Source organism: Streptomyces sp. NBC_00386, assembly GCF_036063235.1.
Classification (GTDB): Bacteria; Actinomycetota; Actinomycetes; order Streptomycetales; family Streptomycetaceae; genus Streptomyces.
In genome coordinates, this window is record NZ_CP107950.1 from 3,486,482 (window position 1) to 3,507,522 (window position 21,041).

Annotated in this window: 13 protein-coding genes; 3 read left to right on the plus strand and 10 right to left on the minus strand. The window is 72.5% G+C overall.

Annotated features, from left to right (window positions below; all coding sequences use genetic code 11):
• Nucleotides 1-5: 5 nt before the first annotated feature.
• Together OG780_RS15145 and OG780_RS15150 are read right to left on the minus strand one after the other, a co-directional pair.
• Nucleotides 6-3,401, minus strand: a complete 3,396-nt coding sequence (locus tag OG780_RS15145; RefSeq protein ID WP_328448477.1) for an ATP-dependent helicase — start codon at nt 3,399-3,401, stop codon at nt 6-8.
• A 254-nt stretch (nt 3,402-3,655) separates the two neighbouring features.
• Nucleotides 3,656-4,021: an MGMT family protein gene (locus OG780_RS15150; RefSeq protein WP_328448479.1), complete on the minus strand. Its 366-nt coding sequence runs from the start codon at nt 4,019-4,021 to the stop codon at nt 3,656-3,658.
• Nucleotides 4,022-4,206: 185 nt separating this feature from the next.
• Here OG780_RS15150 and OG780_RS15155 point away from each other — a divergent pair, with 185 nt between their 5' ends.
• The 3 genes from OG780_RS15155 (at nt 4,207) to OG780_RS15165 (ending at nt 10,541) form a co-directional block, all read left to right on the plus strand.
• Complete coding sequence (locus OG780_RS15155) at nt 4,207-7,086, plus strand: lysylphosphatidylglycerol synthase transmembrane domain-containing protein (protein WP_328448481.1); 2,880 nt, start codon at nt 4,207-4,209, stop codon at nt 7,084-7,086.
• 244 nt (nt 7,087-7,330) lie between these two features.
• A complete protein-coding gene (locus OG780_RS15160) occupies nt 7,331-8,872 on the plus strand; it encodes an alpha/beta hydrolase (RefSeq protein WP_328448483.1) in 1,542 nt (513 codons plus the stop codon).
• A gap of 115 nt (nt 8,873-8,987) precedes the next feature.
• Nucleotides 8,988-10,541 carry an alpha/beta hydrolase gene (locus tag OG780_RS15165; RefSeq protein ID WP_328448485.1) on the plus strand — a complete coding sequence of 518 codons (1,554 nt, stop codon included), beginning with the start codon at nt 8,988-8,990 and terminating at the stop codon, nt 10,539-10,541.
• 71 nt (nt 10,542-10,612) lie between these two features.
• On the opposite strand, the gene moeZ is transcribed toward OG780_RS15165, so the two are convergent.
• The 8 genes from moeZ to OG780_RS15205 form a co-directional block, all read right to left on the minus strand.
• A complete protein-coding gene (moeZ, locus tag OG780_RS15170; protein WP_328448487.1) occupies nt 10,613-11,791 on the minus strand; it encodes an adenylyltransferase/sulfurtransferase MoeZ in 1,179 nt (392 codons plus the stop codon).
• Nucleotides 11,792-11,854: 63 nt separating this feature from the next.
• A complete protein-coding gene (locus tag OG780_RS15175; RefSeq protein ID WP_328448489.1) occupies nt 11,855-12,604 on the minus strand; it encodes a spherulation-specific family 4 protein in 750 nt (249 codons plus the stop codon).
• Nucleotides 12,592-13,554, minus strand: coding sequence for an NAD-dependent epimerase/dehydratase family protein (locus OG780_RS15180; RefSeq protein ID WP_328448491.1), 963 nt, complete (start codon nt 13,552-13,554; stop codon nt 12,592-12,594). Before OG780_RS15180 ends, OG780_RS15175 begins: the two co-directional genes overlap by 13 nt.
• Before the next feature lie 272 nt (nt 13,555-13,826).
• The gene (locus tag OG780_RS15185) at nt 13,827-15,251 is read right to left on the minus strand and encodes a hypothetical protein (RefSeq protein ID WP_328448493.1); all 1,425 of its coding nucleotides are present in this window, start codon (nt 15,249-15,251) and stop codon (nt 13,827-13,829) included.
• Entirely contained in the window at nt 15,248-17,023 is a 1,776-nt protein-coding gene (locus tag OG780_RS15190; RefSeq protein WP_328458141.1) for a DUF3492 domain-containing protein, read from the minus strand. The genes OG780_RS15185 and OG780_RS15190 overlap by 4 nt, the downstream gene beginning before the upstream one ends.
• A 210-nt stretch (nt 17,024-17,233) precedes the next feature.
• Nucleotides 17,234-18,979, minus strand: a complete 1,746-nt coding sequence (locus tag OG780_RS15195; RefSeq protein WP_328448496.1) for an ABC transporter ATP-binding protein — start codon at nt 18,977-18,979, stop codon at nt 17,234-17,236.
• The gene (locus OG780_RS15200; RefSeq protein WP_328448498.1) at nt 18,976-19,974 is read right to left on the minus strand and encodes an ABC transporter permease; all 999 of its coding nucleotides are present in this window, start codon (nt 19,972-19,974) and stop codon (nt 18,976-18,978) included. Before OG780_RS15200 ends, OG780_RS15195 begins: the two co-directional genes overlap by 4 nt.
• Nucleotides 19,971-21,038, minus strand: coding sequence for an ABC transporter permease (locus tag OG780_RS15205; protein ID WP_328448500.1), 1,068 nt, complete (start codon nt 21,036-21,038; stop codon nt 19,971-19,973). The genes OG780_RS15200 and OG780_RS15205 overlap by 4 nt, the downstream gene beginning before the upstream one ends.
• Nucleotides 21,039-21,041: the final 3 nt, after the last annotated feature.

Sequence of the window (21,041 nt, forward strand, 5' to 3'; positions counted from 1 at the left end):
GCCGCTCAGTCGACCACCTGGCGGCCCTCCGGCCGGGCACTGCAGGACGCCCGGAAGGAACAGTGCGTACAGTGCTGGCCCGTCGTCGGCGAGAACCGCTCGTCGAGGACCTTGCCGGCGGCGTTCGCCAGCAGGTCGCCGACCCACTCGCCCTCCAGCGGCTCCTGCGCCTGCACCTTGGGAAGGGTCTCGCCGCCGTTCTTCTTGGCGGCGCCCTGGCGGAGCTGGACGAGTTCGGCGCCGCCCGCTTCGGGACGTACGCCGTCGAAGACGTCGTCGACCGCGCCTTCGCCGACGGCGAGCTGGTAGACGGCGAGCTGCGGGTGGTGGGTCACCTCGGCGGCGCTCGGCGCCTGCTTGCCGGTCTTGAAGTCGACCACGTAGGCGCGGCCCTCGGTGTCGGCCTCGACGCGGTCCATGGAGCCGCGGATGCGCACTTCGTAGGAGCCGGCTTCGAGGGTGACGTCGAAATCGTGCTCGCTGGCCACCGGCGTACGGCCGGTGCGGTCCATGACGTGCCACTTCAGGAAGCGTTCGAGCGCCACGCGCGCGTGCTCCTTCTCCTGCGCGGACTTCCAGGGCGCGTCGAAGGCGAGCGCGTTCCACACGGAGTCGAGACGCTCCATGAGAACGTCGAGGTCGGCGGGGGTGCGTCCGGACGCGACCTCGTCGGCGAGGACGTGCACCACGTTGCCGAAGCCCTGGGCGGCTGTCGCGGGCGCGTCGGCCTTCACCTCCCGCCCGAGGAACCACTGCAGGGCGCAGGTGTTGGCGAGCTGGTCGAGGGCGCTGCCGGAGAGCACGACGGGCTGGTCGCGGTCGCGCAGCGGGATCTTGCTCTCAGTCGGCTCGTACATGCCCCACCAGCGGTAGGGGTGCGCGGAGGGGACCAGCGGGCGGCCGTCCTCGTCGGCGAGCGCGGCAAGCCGCGCGAGGCGGCGGGCGGCGGCCTGCCTGAGGCTCTCCGAGACACGCGGGTCGACCGTGGTGGCACGCAGCTCGGCGACCAGCGGGGCGACGGCCAGCGGGCGGCGCGGGCGGCCGGTCACGTCCTTGGGTTCGACACCGAGCTCGGTGAGGAAACGGGAGGGCTGGTCACCGTCGTCGGCCGGTGCCTTCACCGCCGTCACGACGAGCCGTTCACGCGCGCGGGTGGCGGCCACGTAGAACAGCCGGCGCTCTTCGGATAGGAGTGCCCCGGGGGTGAGGGGTTCGGCGAGTCCGTCCCGCCCGATGCGGTCGGCCTCCAGCAGGGAGCCGCGGCGGCGCAGATCCGGCCACAGACCCTCCTGGACGCCGGCGACGACGACGAGGCGCCACTCCAGCCCCTTGGAGCGGTGAGCGGTCATCAGGCGTACGGCTTCGGGGCGGAAAGCCCTGCGGGTGAGCGTGTCGGCCGCGATGTCCTCGGCGTCGATCTCCTCCAGGAAGTTCAGGGCGCCACGGCCTCCGGTGCGCTCCTCCGCTCGTTCGGCGGTCGCGAACAGCGCGCACACGGCGTCGAGGTCCCGGTCGGCGTTGCGGCCGGCCGCGCCGCCGCGCCGGGCGGCCCTCTCCAGGCGCTGCGGCCAGGGCGTGCCGTCCCACAGGTCCCACAGGGCCTCCTCGGCCGTTCCGCCGCCCGCGAGACGCTCACGCGCCTTGCGCAGTAGCGCGCCGAGGCGCTGGGCACCCCGGGCGTACGCGGGATCGTGCGCGACGAGCCGCTCCGGCTCGGCCAGCGCGCGGGCGAGCAGGACGTCGGACGGCGGCGGTACGAGGTTTCCGCCGGCCCGCTCCTCCTCCCGCAGGGCACGCCCCAGGCGCCTCAGGTCGGCGGCGTCCATGCTCGCGAGAGGCGAGGCCAGGAGGGTGAGCGCGGTCTCGGTGTCGAGCCAGGCCGCGGCGCGGACGCCGGCCGTCCCCTCCCGCGGATCGTCGGCGGCGCCGGACATCCCACCCGGGTCTGACACCTCATCCGCGCCGGACATCTCAGCCGCGCCGGACGACCCTTCCGTACCGGTCTCCGACTCCGCGCGGGCCACCGCCCGCAGCGCCGTCAGCAGCGGCGCGACCGCGGGTTCGTGCCGCAGGGGCAGATCGTCGCCGTCGATGTCGAGGGGCACGCCGGCCGAGGTGAGCGCCCGCCGGATCGTGGGGATCGTGCGGGAACCGGCGCGCACGAGGACGGCCATCTCTCCCCAGGGAACACCGTCCTCCAGGTGGGCGCGTCGCAGGATGTCCGCGATGTTGTCGAGCTCCGTCCCGGACGTCGGGTACGTGTAGACCTCGACGTGCCCCCCGTCCCGTACCGGGGACAGCTCGCGGTGGGCGCGCACCTTCTGCGCCGGCAGCCGGGTCAGCGGCATGCGCAGGGTGAGCCGGCGGGTGGCCTCCAGCAGATCGGCGCCCGAGCGGCGGGACGTGCCGAGAACCTCGACCGGGGCCGGGCGGCCGTCCACGCGCGGGAAGACGTCGGGGAACTCCAGGATGCCGTTCACGTCGGCGCCGCGGAAGGTGTAGATCGACTGGTCGGGGTCGCCGAAGGCGACGAGGGTGCGCCCGCCGCCGGCGAGGCCGCGCAGCAGCCGCACCTGCGCGGGGTCGGTGTCCTGGTACTCGTCCACGTAGACGGCGTCGTACTGCGCCGCGAGCCGCTCGGCGACCTCGGGGCGGTGGACGAGGAGCACCGCGCGGTGGACCAGTTCCGCGTAGTCGAGGACTCCTTGCATGTCGAGGACGTCGAGGTACTCGGCGAGGAAGGCGGCTGCCGCGCCCCAGTCCGGGCGGCCGATGCGCCGCGCGAAGGCCTCCAGGGCGTCGGGGCCGAGCCCGAGCTCCCGGCTGCGGGCGAGAACCGCGCGGACCTCGTCCGCGAAGCCGCGCGTGGTCAGGCAGGCGCGCAGTTCGTCCGGCCAGCGCACATGGGCGAGGCCCAGCCGCTCCAGATCGGGCTGGCCCGCGAGCAGCTCGCGCACGGCCACGTCCTGCTCGGGGCCGGACAGCAGCCGCAGGGGCTCCACGAACAGGTCGCTGTCCTGGTGGGCCCGGATCAGGGCGTAGCAGAAGGAGTGGAACGTGGTGGCCCGGGGCGCACGGGCGGCCCCTATGCGCAGCGCCATGCGGTCGCGGAGCTCGACGGCCGCCTTGCGGCTGAACGTGAGCACCAGGATCCGTTCCGGGTCGCCGCCGCGCTCGATCCGCGCGGCCACGGATTCGACGAGCGTGGTCGTCTTGCCCGTACCGGGACCCGCGAGAACGAGCAGCGGCCCGCTCCCGTGGTCAACCACCGCGCGCTGTCCTGCGTCAAGACGAGGGGGATCCACCCGGGCCGGCGTGGTGCGCACCAGCCGGTACGCACCACGGGCCCCCTGGCGCACGGAGGGGTGCGTCAGGCGCCTGCTGGAGGAAGTCGAGCTCACGTGGTTCGCCGGTCCTGGTGGTCGTACGGGTTGGCGGACTGCCGCGTGGAGGCGGTGACCGCGGGGTGATGGGGACGCGTGCCGACGACGCTACGCCGGTCCGGTTCACGGAAGGAGGGCTTCCGATTCTTCCCTCACGCCTCGCACGTCCCGTGCGTCCCGTGGTGCACGAACGTACGGCATGTCACGGATGCGCCTCATTTCCCTCGTACGGGCCTCAGTGTCCCCTTCGGCCCCGTGAATGCCGGAAGCTGTCAGGTGTGACCTTCCGCGCGTTCGCCGCCGTCCCATCGGGCCCGTCTCATGTCGACGCGTGGCAGATGACCCGCGGCGGCCCGGCTCGCCTCCTTCAGAGGCGTCCCCTCGGCGCGGTAGCGGGCCAGCGCGTCCAGTTCGTGGCCGGGCAGCAGCGCACCGTCGGCACGCATGACGCGCCACCACGGAACCGCTCCGCCGTACAGGGCCAGCACCCGGCCCACCTGGCGCGGCCCGCCCTCTTCCAGCCATTCGGCGATGTCGCCGTACGTCATGACGCGGCCGGGCGGGATCTGCTCGGCGACGTCGAGGACCCGCTCCGCGTACTCCGGCAGCGCGTCCGCCGGAAGCCTCTCCTCGCTCATCCGCCCCATCCTGCCCCACCCCACCGACAACGCGACCCCGCGGCGACTGTACATATTCCTTCCCGCCGGGTGACGCTTGTAGCAGATTGCGCGCCCCGCATTTGCACCCTGATGCCCCCGTGTGTCGGTCGGGCATGCCACCATCGTGCGGGCGGTGACTGGTGATACGAGATCAAGAAGAGACGATGAGGCAGCAGGGCGTGCACCCCGAAGACGCGGAGGGCACCTCCGCTGCCTCGTCACGCCCGGACACCGACGGCGTCGACGAGAAGGACTCGGACGACAAGACGGACGAGTCCGCCTCCGTGACGGGCGGGACGGACTCCGGCGAGGCCGCGGAATCCTCTCCCGAGGCCCGGGAGACCCCGTCTCCTGGGACCCGGGCGAACCCGTCCCTGACCCCCAGGGACGAGAAGCGGCAGGCCGAGCGCGGCACCCTCTGCGCGGACGAGGTCCACGCGGACGAGGTCGAGGGCGACGAACCGCTGCTTCCCGCGCGCGTGCACCGCCCCTCCGACCTGATGCGGCTCCTGGTCGGCGTTCTCGCGATCGTGGTGCTGCTGGCCATCGCCGCGTTCGCGCACGGCACCACCTCGGGCCTCGAACAGGACATCAACAAGGGCACCGGGCAGGCACCCGATCTGCTGATCAAGATCGCCGGACTGGCGTCCAGCATCGCGATCCTCCTGGTACCGGTCGCCTTCGCCATCGAGCGGCTGATCAAACGGGACGGACTGCGCATCGCCGACGGCGTCCTCGCCGCGGTCCTCGCGCACGGAGTGACACTCGCCACGGACCTGTGGGTCGCCAAGGGCGCCCCCGGCTCCATCCAGGAGGCGCTCACCCAGCCCTCGCCCGGTGACGTCCACGCCCTCACCGACCCGGTGCACGGCTATCTCGCACCGGTCATCGCCTACATGACGGCGGTCGGCATGTCCCGCAGACCGCGCTGGCGCGGGGTCCTGTGGGTCGTGCTGCTCCTCGACGCCTTCTCCATGCTGGTCACCGGCTACACGACCCCGTTCTCGATCATCCTGACGGTGCTGATCGGCTGGACCGTCGCCTACGGGACGCTGTACGCGGTCGGTTCGCCGAACGTACGGCCGACCGGGCGGACGCTGATGGCGGGCCTTCGGCACGTCGGCTTCCACCCGGTCAGCGCGGCCCGCGAGGAGATGCCGGAGAGCACGGAGAGCGGCGACCGCGGCCGGCGCTACTTCGTCACCCTGGAGGACGGCCCGCCGCTGGACGTCACGGTCGTCGACCGCGAGCAGCAGGCACAGGGCTTCTTCTACCGCGTCTGGCGCCGTCTGACGCTGCGCGGCCTCACCACGCGCCGCAGCCTCCAGTCACTGCGCCAGGCCCTGGAGCAGGAAGCGCTCCTCGCCTACGCGGCCATCGCGGCCGGCGCCAACGCGCCCAAGCTGATCGCGACCTCCGAGCTGGGCCCGGACGCCGTGATGCTCGTCTACGAGCACACCGGCGCGCACACCCTGGACTCCCTGCCCGACGAGCTGATCACCGACGAACTGCTGCGCGACACCTGGCACCAGGTGCAGGCGCTCCAGTCCCGGCGCATCGCGCACCGCCGGCTCGCGGGCGACGCGATTCTGGTGGATCGTTCCGGCACGGTGATCCTCACGGATCTGCGCGGCGGCGAGATCGCGGCGGGCGATCTGCTGCTGCGCATGGACATCGCCCAGCTCGTGACCACCCTCGGGCTGCGCGTGGGCGCCGAGCGCGCGGTGGCGTCCGCGGTGGGCGTGCTCGGCCCTGACGCCGTCGCGAACTGCCTGCCCATGCTCCAGCCGATCGCGTTGACGCGCTCCACGCGCGCGACGCTGCGCAGACTCGCCCGGGAGCGCGCGCAGCGTGAACGCGAGGCGGTACTGGAGGCCTCGCGGCAGGCCAAACTCGCCCGCGCGGCGGAAGCGGCCGAGGAAGGCGGGGAAGCGGCCCCGCCCCTGCCGGAGAAGGCCGGGAAGAAGGCCGTACGCGCGGAGCAGCGCGCCGAGAAGCGAGCCATCGACGAGGCCCTGGACGAGGCGCGCGAGGAGGATCTGCTCACCCAGATCCGCCACCAGGTCCTGCTGATCAGGCCCCAGGCGCCCGTGGAGCCGGCCCGGCTGGAGCGGGTCAAGCCCCGCACACTGATCAGTCTCATCGCCGGGGCGATCGGCGCGTACTTCCTGCTCACCCAGCTCACCCACATCGAGTTCGGGACCCTCTTCGATAACGCCGAATGGGGCTGGGTCGCGGCGGCCGCGCTGTTCTCCGCCCTGAGCTACTTCGCGGCGGCGATGAGCCTCCTCGGCTTCGTACCGGAGCGGGTGCCCTTCCTGCGGACCGCGGCGGCCCAGGTCGCCGGCTCGTTCGTGAAGATCGTGGCGCCCGCCGCGGTCGGCGGCGTCGCCCTCAACACGCGCTTCCTCCAGCGTGCCGGGGTACGGCCGGGGCTCGCGGTGGCGAGTGTCGGCGCGTCGCAGCTGTTCGGGCTCGGCTGCCACATCCTGATGCTGCTGTCCTTCGGCTATCTGACCGGTACGGAGAAGACGCCGTCCCTGTCACCGTCCCGCACGGTCATCGCGGGCCTGCTGACGGTCGCGGTGTTCATCCTCGTGGTGACGTCGGTGCCGCTGCTGCGCAAGTTCGTCTCCACGCGCGTGAGGTCGCTGTTCGCGGGCGTCGTGCCGCGCATGCTGGACGTGCTGCAGCGGCCGCAGAAGCTCGTCACCGGCATCGGCGGCATGCTGCTGCTGACAGCCTGCTTCGTGATGTGCCTGGACGCGTCGATCCGGGCGTTCGGCAACGAGGAGACGGCCTCGCTCAGCCTCGCCAGCGTCGCCGTCGTCTTCCTCGCCGGCAACGCACTCGGCTCGGCGGCCCCGACCCCGGGCGGTGTGGGCGCGGTCGAGGCGACCCTCACCGTCGGCCTGATCGCCGTCGGGCTGCCCAAGGAGGTCGCGGCGCCGGCGGTGCTGCTGTACCGGCTGCTGACCCTGTGGATCCCGGTGCTGCCCGGCTGGCTGTTCTTCAACCACCTGACACGCAAGGGCGCGCTCTAGGACGCCCGCGAGACCCCGTGCGAGGACCGCCCTTACGCGCCCGCACCGGCCCGTACCAGCGGCGGACTGGGCCCTCGGCCCTGTCCGTGACAGCGGTTGACGGACGGCCCGTCCCCGTCCGTACCGGCGGCGGGCGGACGGCCCCGTCCGAGCCGCGCCCACGGGCGCGGGCCCTCGGTCACGCCCTCACCCACACGGCTCGTGCCCCGAGCGCCCCACCCTGCCCGCCCGCAGGATGGGGAACATGCCGAACCCGTCCCCGCGCGCCGCCGCCGTGTTCGTCACCGCCGTCCTGCTGGCCTCGTGGGTGTCCGGTTGCAGCGGTGACTCCAAGGAGGAGGATCTGACGGCGCAGAAGCTGGACTGGAAGGCGTGCCCGGCGCCGTCCGAGGCCCAGGGCGGCGGCAGCGCCCCCTCGCCTCTGCCGGGTGGGGCGGAATGGCAGTGCGCCACCTTGAAGGTGCCCCTCGACTGGTCCGACCCCAAGGGCGACACGATCGGGATCGCGCTGATCCGGGCGAAGGCGAGCGGCGACCCCGGCAAGCGCATCGGCTCGCTCATCTTCAACTTCGGCGGACCCGGCGGCTCGGGCGTCGCCACGCTGCCCGCCTTCGGACAGGACTACGCCGCCCTGCGTACCCGGTACGACCTGGTGAGCTTCGACCCGCGCGGAGTCGGCCGCAGCGCGGGGGTCAAGTGCGAGAACGACCAGCAGCTCGACAGGTTCTTCCAGCAGGACGCCACTCCGGACGACGACGCCGAGCAGCAGGCGCTCCTGCGGAACACCAGGACGTTCAACGCGGCCTGTGAGAACAACTCCGGCAAGGCCCTGCCCCATGTGCGCACGACGGACGCCGCTCGCGACATGGATCTGATGCGGCAGGTGCTCGGCGACGACAAGCTGCACTACTTCGGCATCTCGTACGGCACCGAACTGGGCGGCGTCTACGCCCACCTGTTCCCCAAGAACGTGGGCCGGGCCGTGTTCGACGGGGTCGTCGACCCGACCCAGAACGCGGAACAGAGCTCCCTCGGCCAGGCCAAGGGCTTCCAGCTCGCGCTGGACAACTTCGCCGAGGACTGCACCTCGAAGGTCGAGGACTGCCCCATCGGCGACAGCCCGCAGGACGTCAAGGACCGCATCGCCCGGCTGCTGAAGGACCTCGACAGCAAGCCGATCCCCGGTGTCTTCCCCCGCCGGCTCACCCAGACCGCCGCGACGAGCGGCATCGCGCAGTCGCTGTACTCCAAGGACTTCTGGGAGTACCTGACGGAGGGACTCCAACAGGCCTACGACGGCGACGGCAAGGTGCTGATGCTGCTGTCGGACTCGATGAACGGACGTAGCGAGAACGGCCAGTACAGCAACATCACCCCCGCGAACATCTCCATCAACTGCGCCGACGACAAGCCGCGTTACACCGCGGACCATGTGAAGTCGAAGGTTCCCGACTTCCGGGCCGCCTCTCCGCTGTTCGGCGACTATCTGGCCTGGGGCATGGTCAGTTGCACCGACTGGGCGGTGCCGGGAGCCGCCGAGCACCCGGATGTCAGCGCCCCCGGCTCGGCGCCGATCCTCGTGGTCGGCAACACCGGCGATCCCGCGACGCCGTACGAGGGAGCCCGGGCGATGGTGAACGCGCTCGGCAAGGGCGTCGGAGTGGAGCTGACGTACAAGGGCCAGGGACACGGGGCGTACGACAGCAAGAACAAGTGCGTGCAGGGTGCGGTGAACGGCTACCTGCTGGAGGGAACCGTGCCGTCGACCGGCACCGTCTGTTCCTAGAAAGCAGCAGGTCAGAGCGTTATCCACAGGCCTCGACGGCGGTCGGCGGCCGGCGCCTACTATGGCCTGCATGTGATCCGCGAACTCGTGCGGACCACTGGCGAGGGGGGCACTCATGACACGTTTCGCACGGTGGACGGCCGCGGCCGCCGCCGCGTTGCTGCTGGCGGGCTGCGGCGGGGGCTCGCCGGACGGCGGCAAGAACGAGGAAAAGAACGGCGACAAGGCGCCGTCCACCGCCCCGCCCTCCGGCGGGTCGCCGGGGCTGCCCGCCTCGCTCACCTCGCAGAGGCTCGACTGGGGCCGGTGCAAAGGCACTTCGGACTCCCCCGCACCCGGGAACGGCTGGCAGTGCGCCACGCTCAAGGCGCCGCTGGACTACGCGAAGCCTGGCGGTGCGACGATCGGCCTGGCCCTCATCCGCTCCAAGGCGACCGGTGGTCAGAGCAAGCGCATCGGCTCGCTCCTCTTCAACTTCGGCGGCCCCGGCGGCTCGGGCATCTCCACGATGCCGTGGTACGAGAGCATCGTCGGCCCGCTCCACCAGCGCTACGACCTGGTGAGCTGGGACCCGCGCGGGGTGGCTGCCAGCGAAGGGGTGCGGTGCCGCGGGGACAAGGCGATCCAGGCTTCCGAGTCGGTGGACGCGACACCGGACGACGCGGCCGAGGAGGCTGCGTACTTGCAGGACGCCACGGACTTCGGGAAGGCCTGCGCGAAGGCCGCCGGGAAGCTGCTGTCCCATGTCTCGACGACGGACACGGCCCGCGACATGGACCTGATGCGCCAGGTCCTCGGCGACCGCCGGATGCACTACTTCGGCATCTCGTACGGCACCGAACTGGGCGGTGTGTACGCCCACTTGTTCCCGAGGAACGTGGGACGCCTGGCGCTGGACGCGGTCGTCGACCCGAGCGCCGACACCGTGGGCCACGCCAAGAACCAGACGCTGGGCTTCCAGCGCGCCCTGGACGACTACCTCAAGTCCACCGGGCAGGACCCGAAGCAGGGCTCCCGGAAGATCGCGGACCTGCTGAAGCGGATCGACGCGAACCCGCTGCCCGCTTCCGGCGGGCGCAAGCTGAGCCAGACACTGGCCCTCACCGGCATCGTGCTGCCCCTCTACAGTCAGGAGCGCTGGCCGAGCCTCACCGAAGCCCTGAAGAACGCCGAGGGCGGGGACGGTTCGGCCCTGCTGACGCTCGCCGACAACTACAACGACCGTGACGCCTCGGGGCACTACGGCACGACGACCCAGTCCCAGCGGGTCATATCGTGCTTGGACGACAAGGAGCGGCCGACTCCCGAGGAGACCAGGAAGCGGCTCCCCGAGTTCGAGAAGATCTCGCCCGTCTTCGGGGACTTCATGGGCTGGGACACGGCGGGCTGGTGTCACGACTGGCCGGTGGCCGGCCAGTACGACACTCCCGAGGTCAGTGCTCCGGGAGCCGGACCCGTCCTGGTCGTGGGCAACACCGGGGACCCGGCGACACCCTACGAGGGTGCGCGCAGGATGGCGGACGAGCTCGGCGAGGGCGTGGGAGTGGAGCTCACCTGGAAGGGCGAGGGCCATGGCGCCTACGGGAGCGGGAGCGACTGTGTCGACTCGACCGTGAACAGCTATCTGCTGGACGGAACGGTGCCGAAGGACGGCAAGGTCTGTTCATGACGACGGCGGGGGTTCCACGGACACCAGGTCCACGAAACCCCCGCCACCGAAAGCGCGGTCCGGTCCGCCGGTCAGTACACCGGCTTGTCGGGCTCGATCTGGTGGACCCAGCCGATCACACCGCCGCCGACGTGCACCGCGTCGGAGAAACCGGCGGACTTCAGGACGGCGAGGACCTCCGCGCTGCGGACACCCGTCTTGCAGTGCAGGACGATCTTCTTGTCCTGCGGCAGGGTCGCCAGGGCGGTGCCCATGAGGAACTCGTTCTTCGGGATCAGCTTGGCGCCGGGGATCGAGACGATCTCGTACTCGTTGACCTCGCGGACGTCGATGATCTCGATGTTCTCGCCGTCGTCGATCCACTCCTTGAGCTGCTTGGGAGTGATCGTCGAGCCGGCGGCCGCCTCCTGGGCCTCCTCGGACACGACGCCGCAGAAGGCCTCGTAGTCGATGAGCTCGGTGACGGTGGGGTTCTCACTGCAGACCGCGCAGTTCGGGTCCTTGCGGACCTTGACCTGGCGGTACTGCATCTCCAGGGCGTCGTAGATCATCAGGCGGCCGACGAGCGGCTCACCGATGCCCGCGAGGAGCTTGATCGCTTCGTTGACCTGGATGGAGCCGATGGACGCGCACAGCACGCCGAGGACGCCGCCCTCGGCGCAGGAGGGGACCATGCCCGGCGGCGGGGGCTCCGGGTAGAGGCAGCGGTAGCAGGGACCGTGCTCGGACCAGAAGACGGAGGCCTGGCCGTCGAAGCGGTAGATCGAGCCCCACACGTACGGCTTGTTGAGCAGCACGCAGGCGTCGTTGACCAGGTAACGGGTCGCGAAGTTGTCGGTGCCGTCGACGATCAGGTCGTACTGGCTGAAGATGTCCATCACGTTCTCGGCCTCGAGCCGCTCTTCGTGAAGGACCACGTTCACGTACGGGTTGATGCCCAGTACGGAATCGCGCGCGGACGCGGCCTTGGAACGGCCGATGTCCGCCTGGCTGTGGATGATCTGGCGCTGCAGGTTCGACTCGTCGACTTCGTCGAACTCCACGATGCCGAGCGTGCCGACGCCCGCCGCGGCCAGGTACATCAGCGCCGGCGATCCGAGGCCGCCGGCGCCCACACAGAGCACCTTGGCGTTCTTCAGCCGCTTCTGCCCGTCCATGCCCACATCGGGGATGATCAGGTGGCGGGAGTACCTGCGGACCTCGTCTACGGTGAGCTCAGAGGCTGGCTCGACCAGGGGTGGCAGCGACACGGGGACTCCGTTGGTCGGTCTATCACTACAGTTGTTCTCCCCGTAACACTGCCACGCCCTTCTTCATTCCGAGACACCCGTTCCGATCCGCGAGACGATCTCGTCCCAGTAGCCGGGCATCGTCTCCCAGGGGTCGGCTGTCCCGCCGTGATCGGTGCGGTCGGTGAAGTAGATCGTCGAGGCGCCCTGCCAGCGGGCGATGCGCAGTGCCTCGTCCAGGTGACCGCGCGGCACGCCGTGCACGAAATGGCAGAAGCGCTCGGGGGGATGGTCGGCGGTCCATTCGGCGACCTGCGACCAGCGGTATTCGCTCCAGGGGCCCGAGAAGGTCACCAGTTGGTCGGCGCTCTCGGCATATCCCGGATGCGGGTGGGTGCCGTGGCCGAACACGATGTGGGCGCCGTCCCGGAGCGCGCGCAGCGCGCCGGCCGTCCGGCGGACGTCGGGCAGCGCGGCGCGTTCGGTGGGGCAGCGGTCGAGGAGGAATCCGTCGGCCTTGTACCAGTCGAGATGGCGGCGCGCGTCGGCGATCGTCTCGCCGAAGGGGCGTACGCCGTGGGCGGCGTCGAGAAGTCCCAGCACCCGGACGCCCGCGTTGCGCAGCCGTCCGGTGGCCTCCAGGCAGCGCGGGTCGGGCCGCTCGCCTGGACCGTTGTCCACGTTCAGCACGACCCAGTGCAAGGGGGTGCCGGGGCGGGTGAGTTCGTCCCATTCCAGCGGAGCGACGAGGGGATGCGCATAGCCGGGGACACCGAAGCCGAGTCCCAGGTCGGTGCTCGCGCTGCCGGTCGCGGTCCTGGTCAGATACGACATGCCGCCTCCATCCAGATGTCGGCCAGGGATTCCTCGAGGTTGATCCGGGGCCGCCAGCCGAGCCGGTCGCGCGCGGTGCGCACGTCGGCCTGCTGCCAGCTGCCGCAGCCGTCCGGGTAGGGGTACGACACCGGGGCCACGTGTTCGGGTTCGGGACGGGGGTGGCCGATGGACGGCCTCATGGACGGGCCGGGCGGGCCGTCGAGTTCGTGCAGGCTGCCGCTGTAACCGGCCACGCGCGCGAGGACTGCGGCGGCGTCACGGAGGCGTACGGCGCGGCCCGAGCCGATGTTGATCACCCCCTGCGCGGCGGACAGGGAGGCGGCGTGGACGGCGCGGGCGACATCACGGACGTCGATGAAATCGCGCTGGACGCCGAGGCCGCCGAGCTTGAGTTCGCCGTCGCTGGCCTGCATGGCGCGGCGCAGGGCTTCGGCGAGCCGGCCGAGCGGGGATCCGGCGGGCGTGCCGGGTCCCGCGGGTGAGAAGACACGCAGGACGACGGCGTCCAGGCCGGAGCCGAGGACGAGTTCCGTCGCGGCGAGTTTGCTCACTCCGTACGGGCCGCCCGGGCGCGGCACGGCGTCCTCCGCGGTGGAGGAGCCGGGCTGGCTGGGCCCGTACTCGGCGCCGCAGCCGAGCTGGACGAGCCGGGCCCCGCAGCCGCTGCGGCGCAGGGCCTCGCAGACGGTGGCGACGGCGACGGTGTTGTGCCGGGTCAGTTCGCGGGCGCCGCCGCGGGTGGCGCCCGCGCAGTTGATGACGACTCCGGGGTGCACCGCGTCCAGGAAGCGGGTGAGCGCGCCGGGGCTGCCCGAGGCTAGGTCGAACCGTACGTCGGCGTCGTCGCCCCGGCCGAGGGCGGTGAGCTGCACGGCCGGGTCGGCGAGCAGTCTGTCGGCGACGAAGCGGCCGAGGTAGCCGTTGGCTCCGATCAGCAGGACCCTCATCGGGCAGCTCCCGGGGCGGATTCTCCGGTTCGGGAGGTGATCATCTGACTGTCTCCTTCAAGGTGATGCCGTAGGTCGGGGAGAGGGCCCGCGGTGTCGGCCCCGCGGGAGAAGGGGGTCCGGATCCGGGAAACTGCCCGGACTCCGGGGGGCTCACGGCGGTGGGGCCGTCGTGGGCCGGTTCCGGATGGCCTCGGCCGCCCGGCCACCCGGCGAAACGGACCGCCGGGTCGGCGGTCTCGGCGCGCCGGGGGACTCGGATCGATCGCGGCTCATGCGCCCTCGCGGGGCGGGGCGTGGGCCGAGGCGCGGGTGAGCGTGCGGGTCGACTGGACGAGGAGGACGAGGGCGCCCGCCCCGCAGCCCAGGGCCGGCACGGCCCCGGCGCCCGCCGCTTCGACCAGGCTGTCGACGGGGGCGGCCAGGAACGAGCAGCCGGGCAGTCGCGCGGCGAAGACCATGGCGAGGGCCGTGGCCTCCACCGCACCCGCGCCTGCCAGCGCGCGGCCCGGGACGCGGGTGAAACCGCGTGCCGTGAGCAGCCGTGCCAGGAGGACCAGTGCGCCGAGGGCACCGGCTCCGGCGTAGGCGGGCGGTTCGTCCAGTGCCGTCCCGCACAGCGCGAGAAGCCCGTACAGCGCGACCGTGAACAGGCCGAACGCCCCGAGGAGCAGAGGGCGTACGGAGGTGGCGAACTCCTCCAGGCCGCGGCTCGCGCTCAGCCGGCGGTGGGCGCGGGCGGCGAAGAGGTGGGCGCACCAGGCCGCCGGGACGCAGGCCAGGAGGAGAGCCAGCACGGGTGCAGTGGCCAGGGGCCAGGGGCCGTGCGGGCCGCCGTCCCGGGCGGCGCTCAGCAGTCCGTCTCCGGCGAGGGCGTACGCGATGAGCCAGCAGGTCCCCACGTGTGCGGCGCCCGTCGTGCGGTGCGGGGTGCTCAAGGGGCCGCGCCGGAAGGCGAGGTACAGGCCCGACGCGACGGCCAGGGCGCCGAACGCGGCGACGGCCGGACGAGCTTGCCCGCCGGTGAGCCGCAGCCCGACGACGACGGCCGCGCCGAGGACGCCCGGCACCAGGGCGAGCGCCGCCCAGTAGGCGCGCGGTCCCGGGCGTCCGGGGGACTCGGTGCGGGAGGTCGCCTCCCCGTCGCGGGCCGCGCGGGCGTACATCTCCTCGGCGAGTGAGAAGACGTCCCGGTGGCGCAGGCGGGCGGCGGTCCGGTCGGTGACCCCGTGCGCCTCCAGACCCGCCGCGATCTCCAGGGGGTCCACGGCCCGTTCGCAGAGCTCGCGGTGCCGGTGCATGAGTGCCTTCACGGGGTCCACCGCGCCACGGCGCCCGGCGGACCCGCGCGTGCCCTGGAAACCCTCACGTGCGGAGTCGCCCTCGCGCAGGGGAGCGATGCCGCGCACCGAGTCGCCGCCCCCGGCCCCGCCGCTGCCCCCGCCGCTGTCCTTATCTCCGAAGGGACCGGCGTCATCTCCGAAGGGACCGGCGTCGGGTGCCGACCGCTCGTCCCCCGTGCCGGGGCCGGTCGTCGTGCCAGGACGCGTCGTCAGCCCGGCCAGGGCGGGGACCGGTGTCGCGGGGGTCGTCGTCGGGGCGGGGGTCGTCGGGGCGGGTCGGGCCGGTTCGCTCGGGTCGTCGCATTCGTGCGGGGCACCCGGTCCCGCGCCGTGTCCCGTGCTGTCGATCGTCACGCGCCCTCCCGCACGGAAACGGGTACCGGCGTGGACGGGGGCACGGTGGCCCGTACGGGTGCCCCTTCCGCCCAGCGCGGCCGGCACGCGGTCATGAAGCGGGTCTCGGTCCAGCGCCCCGGCACATGGGCCTCGGCGGGAACGCCGAAGGGCAGCGGCTCCCCCTCGTCGTCCACGACGAGGCGACGCACCGGGGAGCGAGAGACGATCTCCAGGTAAATGCCGTGAAATGCCGTGATGTTCTGCTCGACGGTGAAGAGTTCGAGGGCGCGGGCGCGGGCGGCCGCGCCGAGCCGCTCACGGCGTTCGGGGTCGCGCAGCAGTGCCACGCACGCCTCCGCCAGCGCCCGCGGATTACGCGGCGGGACCACAAGACCCGTACCGCCGATGACCTCGACGACCGCGCCTACGTCCGTGGAGACGGTGGCCCGGCCGCAGAGCATGGCTTCGACGAGGCTGACCGGGAAGCCCTCGACGACGCTGGACAGGACGACCAGGGCTCCGCAGGCGTAGGCCTCCGCGAGGCTCGGGATCTCGGGGCCGCCGATCTCCTCGAAGGAGACCGGGTTGTCGCCGACGGCGTGCACCCCCTCCGCCTCGTCGGGGAAGAGTTGCGCGGCCAGCGCCTTGCAGTGGGCCAGATAGGCGGCGGCGTCCGGGTCCTCGGCGGGGGCGCCGACGATCCGCAGCCGGGTCCTCGGCTCGGCCCTGCGGATCTCGGCGAAGGAGTGCAGCAGGGAGATCAGGTCCTTGGCCGGCTCGACGCGGCCGACCCACACCAGCGTGTCGGGGTCCGCGCACCGGCTGCCCCGCACTCCCTCCCCGACGTCCGCGAAGCGGGCGGCCTCCATGCCGGGGTGGACGGTGCGCAGTTTGGCGCGGTCGGCGCCGCAGCGCTCCTGCCAGCGGCGGGCGTGCACGTTGCCGGGCGTGACGAGCACGGCCGCGCGGTAGACCTCGGTGGCGAGCCGGCCGTGGAACGCGGCGAGCAGTGCTCGGACGGCGGGGGCCTCTTCGAGGGTCGCGGCGGCCAGATAGTGCGCCCGCAGGTGCACGCCGTACTCGGTGACCAGCAGCGGGACGCCGAGGAAGTGCCGGGCCAGGAGGCCGGGCAGCGCCGCCGCCCCGCCGGCCGCGGCGTGGCAGAGGTCCGCCGAGCCGAGCGCGTCGTCCTCGTACCAGTCCAGTGAGAGCGGGCGCAGGGCGCGCTCGATGTGCGCGGCGACGGTGAGCAGGTCGGGAACGCGCGCGGTGCGGGCCGTACGGAGCGCGCCCGGTGCGCGACAGGCGCGTTCGAGGACACGCACCGCGTTCTCGGAGCGCAGGGCGCCCGCCAGTCCGCCCTCGTCCCGGGCGAGTTCGGCCAGTCCGTACAGGGCACTGGCGAAACGGTCCGCCTCGGCGCCGACGGAATCCGCCGGGTCTCCGGAGACTCCGGGGGCTTCGGAGACTCCGGGGGCTTCGGGGCTCGCGGCCCGCGGTCCCCCGCACACCGCCGCGAGCAGCTCTCCGTACGCCTCGGAGAACCGGCGCCGGGCCCGGCGCCCGTGCACCACGCCGTCGTCGTGCGCCGTCCACAGCGGTGCCGTGCGGACGCGGCCGACCTGGGGCGGCAGCTGGATCCAGCCCTGGTCCTCCTGGCGCTCGGTGCGGCTGAGCGCGTAGATGTCGAACGTGTGCTGCCCGAGCCCGCGCACGAGCCGGTCGCACCAGAGTCCGGCATCACCGCTCACATACGGATAGCCACCCTCCGTAACCAGTCCGATGCGCACGAGCACACCCCCGATCTCCCGTATGGGGAGCCGCCGTTGACCCGGCGGCTCACAGCGGGACGAAGGTATGCGGACAAGGAGGTGGTACGACGGACGGTTGTCCATCGCACCACCAAAAGGGGTGAACGGTCGTAACTTTCCCGCGCAGGTCGCGTTTCGTCGCGCTACGGGATCACGCGGGCACGTATCCGCGGGCCACCGGCCCCCGGATCACGCCGGGGACACCTCCTCGCGCCGCGCGCGGCGCCGGGCCGCGATCTCCGGGTCGAGCGCCGGTACGGCGGCCAGCAGCTGCCGGGTGTACGGGTCGCGGGGGCTCTCGTAGACCTCGTCGGCGGGACCGTACTCGACGAGCCGGCCGCGCCGCATCACGGCCACATGGTCGCTGACCTGGCGTACGACCGCGAGATCGTGCGCCACGAACACCAGCGCGAGCCCGAGCTCCCGTTGCAGCTCGCCGAGCAGGGCGACCACCTGGGCCTGCGTGGTGACGTCGAGCGCGGAGACCGGCTCGTCGCACACGATGGCGTGCGGTTCGGCGGCCAGGGCCCGTGCGATGCCGACGCGCTGGCGCTGTCCGCCGCTGAACTCGTGCGGGTAGCGGTCGTAGTGCGCCGCTTCGAGCCCCACGCGCTCCAGCAGTTCCCGTACGCGCCCCCGGATGCACCCCTCGTCCCTCTCCCCTCGCGCCCGCAGCGGGTCGGCGATGGACTCGCCCACACTGCGCCGGGGGTTGAGGGACGACACCGGGTCCTGGAAGACCATCTGCACCGAGGGGCGGACGCCGGACTGTTCGCGCCCCTCGTGACGGACCACGCCTGCGGTGGGTTCCAGGAGCCCGACCAGCATCCTTCCCAGGGTCGTCTTCCCGCTGCCGCTCTCGCCGACGATGCCGAGGGTCTCGCCCCGGCGGACGCTCAGCGACACGTCGTCGACGGCGGCGAACCGGCGCTTCCCGCGCCCGAACTCACGCCGGAGCCCGGCCGCTTCGAGGATGACGTCGTCGGGCCGGAGGACGTCGTCCGGCCCGGCCTCCCCGGCCCGAGCGGCACCGTCCTCGCGCCGGGCCGGCCCGGCCGCCCGAGGTGTGTCCACCCGCGGGACGGCGCCGAGGAGTTCGCGGGTGTACGGCTCCCGGGGCGCGCCGAGGACGGCACCCACGGGCCCGTGCTCGACCGCGCGTCCGTGCCGCATGACCAGGATCTCGTCGACGCTCTCGGCCGCGACCCCGACGTCGTGGGTGACCAGCAGCAGCCCTGTTCCGGTCTCCTGCCGCAGGGTGTGCAGGAGGTCGAGGATCTGCGCCTGGACGGTCACGTCGAGGGCCGTGGTGGGCTCGTCGGCGATCAGGAGCTCGGGTTCGCAGGCCAGCGCCATGGCGATGAGGGCGCGTTGGCGCATACCGCCGCTGAACTCGTGCGGGCGCGAGCGGGACCGGCGGGCGGCGTCGGGGATGCCGACGCGGTCCAGCACCCGCACCGCACACGCGCGTGCCGCTCGCCGGGACGCCTTGGTGTGCACCCGGTACACCTCGGCGATCTGGTCGCCCACCGCGTAGTACGGGTCGAGGGAGGACAGCGGGTCCTGGAAGACCATGGCGGCCTTTCCGCCGCGCAGCCGCCGCAGTTCGTCGTCGGACGCCCGCTGTACGTCGACGCCGGCCACGCGGACCGTGCCGTCGACGCGTGCTCCGGTGCCCCGGTGGAGCGCCAGCAGGGCCGACGCCACGGTGGACTTGCCCGAGCCGGACTCGCCGACCAGACCCAGTGCGGCGCCCTTCTCCAGCCGGAAGGAGAGCCCGTCGACGGCACGCAGGCCCCCGAAGTCGACGACGAGGTCGTTCACTTCGACCAGCGGGGCGGCGGAACCGGCCGGGGAGGAGTCCGCGGAGGTACCGGGTGAAGAGCCCGGGCCCGCCTGACGAAGCGTGGAGAGGGTCGGGGAAGAGTCGCTCATGCCAGCACCACCCGTCGGTCGGCCACCGCGTAGAGCACGTCCGCGACGGCGTTGGCGATGACCACGAAGAAGCCGATGACCAGGACCATGCCGACGACCACGGGAAGGTCGACGACGTTCACCGCGTGCACCAGTTCCTGGCCGATGCCGGGCAGCCCGAAGAGCGTCTCGGTGAGCACCGCTCCGCCGATGGCGCCGCCGACGTTGTTGGCGTTGAGCGCGATGATCGGCGCGAACGCCCCGCGCAGCGCGTGCCGGCCGATGATCGACCGCTCGCCGACGCCGTACGCGCGAAAGGTCCGGATGTGGTCCTCGGCGAGCGTCTCCAGCATCGACGCCCGGGTGAGCCGGGCGAACGTGGCGGCCTCGATGAGGGCCAGGGAGAGCCACGGCAACAGCAGGTTCCAGCCCCACTGTTCGGGGTCCTCGGTGAGGCTGACGTACTGCGGGAAGGGCAGCAGCCGCAGTTGCCCGCAGACGACGATCATCAGGACGAGGCCGATCACGAAGACGGGCGTGGCCACGCCCGCGAGCGTGACGCCGGTCAGCACGCGCTCGGTGAGACGGCCGCGCCGCCATGCGGACAGGACACCGGTGCCGACGCCGAGGATCAGCCAGAGGATCATCGCGCCGAACACGAGCGACAGGCTGACCGGCAGCTTCGTGAGGATCAGCTGGGTCACCTGCCGGCCGCTCTGGTACGACTGGCCGAGGCAGGGCGCCGAGCAGTGCTCCACGGACGTGCCCGTGGAGTAGTCCTGGCCGACGAGGATGCCCTGGAGGAAGTGCCAGTAGCGCACGTAGAGGGGGTCGTCGAGCCTCAACTGCTGCGCCACCTGGTGCACTTGCTCCGGGGAACAGCGGGGGCCACAGGTGATCTGGGCGACGTTGCCGGGGGTGACGAAGAAGACGACGTAGACGATCACCGAGATGGCGAGCAGGGTGATCACGGTGCCGGCGGAGCGGCGCAGGAGGAATCCTCCGAAGCCGTTCATGCCACGGCCCCCTTCCCGCCGGCGGCTTCCGCCCCGGCGCTCGTGTCCGCCGGGGACTTCCTGGTGTCCGCGTCCGCCTTGGCCTCCTGCTTGCGGCCGGTGCCGACGCGCAGGCGGGAGGCCGCGCGCGGGTCGAGGGCCGTGCGGATGCCGTCGCCCAGGACGGTCAGCGTCAGGACGGTCACGAAGAGCGCGCCGGCGGGCAGCAGCAGGTACTGCGGGGCGGCCTGGTACCAGACGTCGGCGGCGGTGAGCATCTGTCCCCACGAGGGGGTCGGGGGCTTGACTCCGACCCCCAGGAAGGAGAGCGCGGCTTCCACGCTGATGTTCATCGGGACGAGGAGCGCGGCGTACGTGATGACCGGCGCGGCGAGTCCCGGCAGCAGTTCGCGGCGGGCGATCCGCCAGGTGCCCCAGCCGCTGAGCCGGGCGGCGGAGACGTAGTCGAGTCCCCTGAGGGCGAGCGTCTGGGCTCGCGTGATCTTCGCGACGTTGCCCCAGGCGATCAGGCCGATGACGAGTGCGACCAGCAGGGGCCGGGGGAAGCCGCTGGGCACGATCGCCAGCAGTGCCAGCGACATGATCATGAGCGGCATCGCGATGATGATCTCGGTGAACCGGCTCAGCAGCTGATCGACCCAGCGCGCGCCGAGGGCGGCGGCGACACCGACCACGACCCCGATGAGGACCTGCACGACCGTCGCCCCCAGGGCGACGCCCAGGGAGACCCGGGCGCCGTAGACGAGGCGTGCGAACAGGTCGCGGCCGGTCTGGGGTTCGACGCCGAGCCAGTGGTCGGCGCCGATGCCGCCGAGCGGGCCGACGGGGACGCCGCCGCGCGCGGAGTCCACCAGCGAGGGGTGGTAGGTGGTGGGGTCCTGGCCCTCGATCGCCGTGAGCAGCGGCGCGGCGATCGCGATCAGGACGAGCAGCGCGACGACGGCCGCCGCGACGAGGGCGGCGCGCTGCGCACGCAGCCGCCGCCAGAACTGACGGGCCCCCGAGGCCCCCGTGGCGGACGAGTCCGCCACGGGGGCCGGGGAGGCGGCAAGTGCCTCGCTCACGGT

Bases quoted from the DNA above. Each gene is read 5' to 3' on its own strand.
- OG780_RS15150 (WP_328448479.1), bottom strand. From the start codon at position 4,021: ATGAGCGAGGAGAGGCTTCCGGCGGACGCGCTGCCGGAGTACGCGGAG.
- OG780_RS15155 (WP_328448481.1), top strand. From the start codon at position 4,207: ATGAGGCAGCAGGGCGTGCACCCCGAAGACGCGGAGGGCACCTCCGCT.
- OG780_RS15160 (WP_328448483.1), top strand. From the start codon at position 7,331: ATGCCGAACCCGTCCCCGCGCGCCGCCGCCGTGTTCGTCACCGCCGTC.
- OG780_RS15165 (WP_328448485.1), top strand. From the start codon at position 8,988: ATGACACGTTTCGCACGGTGGACGGCCGCGGCCGCCGCCGCGTTGCTG.
- OG780_RS15175 (WP_328448489.1), bottom strand. From the start codon at position 12,604: ATGTCGTATCTGACCAGGACCGCGACCGGCAGCGCGAGCACCGACCTG.
- OG780_RS15180 (WP_328448491.1), bottom strand. From the start codon at position 13,554: ATGAGGGTCCTGCTGATCGGAGCCAACGGCTACCTCGGCCGCTTCGTC.
- OG780_RS15195 (WP_328448496.1), bottom strand. From the start codon at position 18,979: ATGAGCGACTCTTCCCCGACCCTCTCCACGCTTCGTCAGGCGGGCCCG.
- OG780_RS15200 (WP_328448498.1), bottom strand. From the start codon at position 19,974: ATGAACGGCTTCGGAGGATTCCTCCTGCGCCGCTCCGCCGGCACCGTG.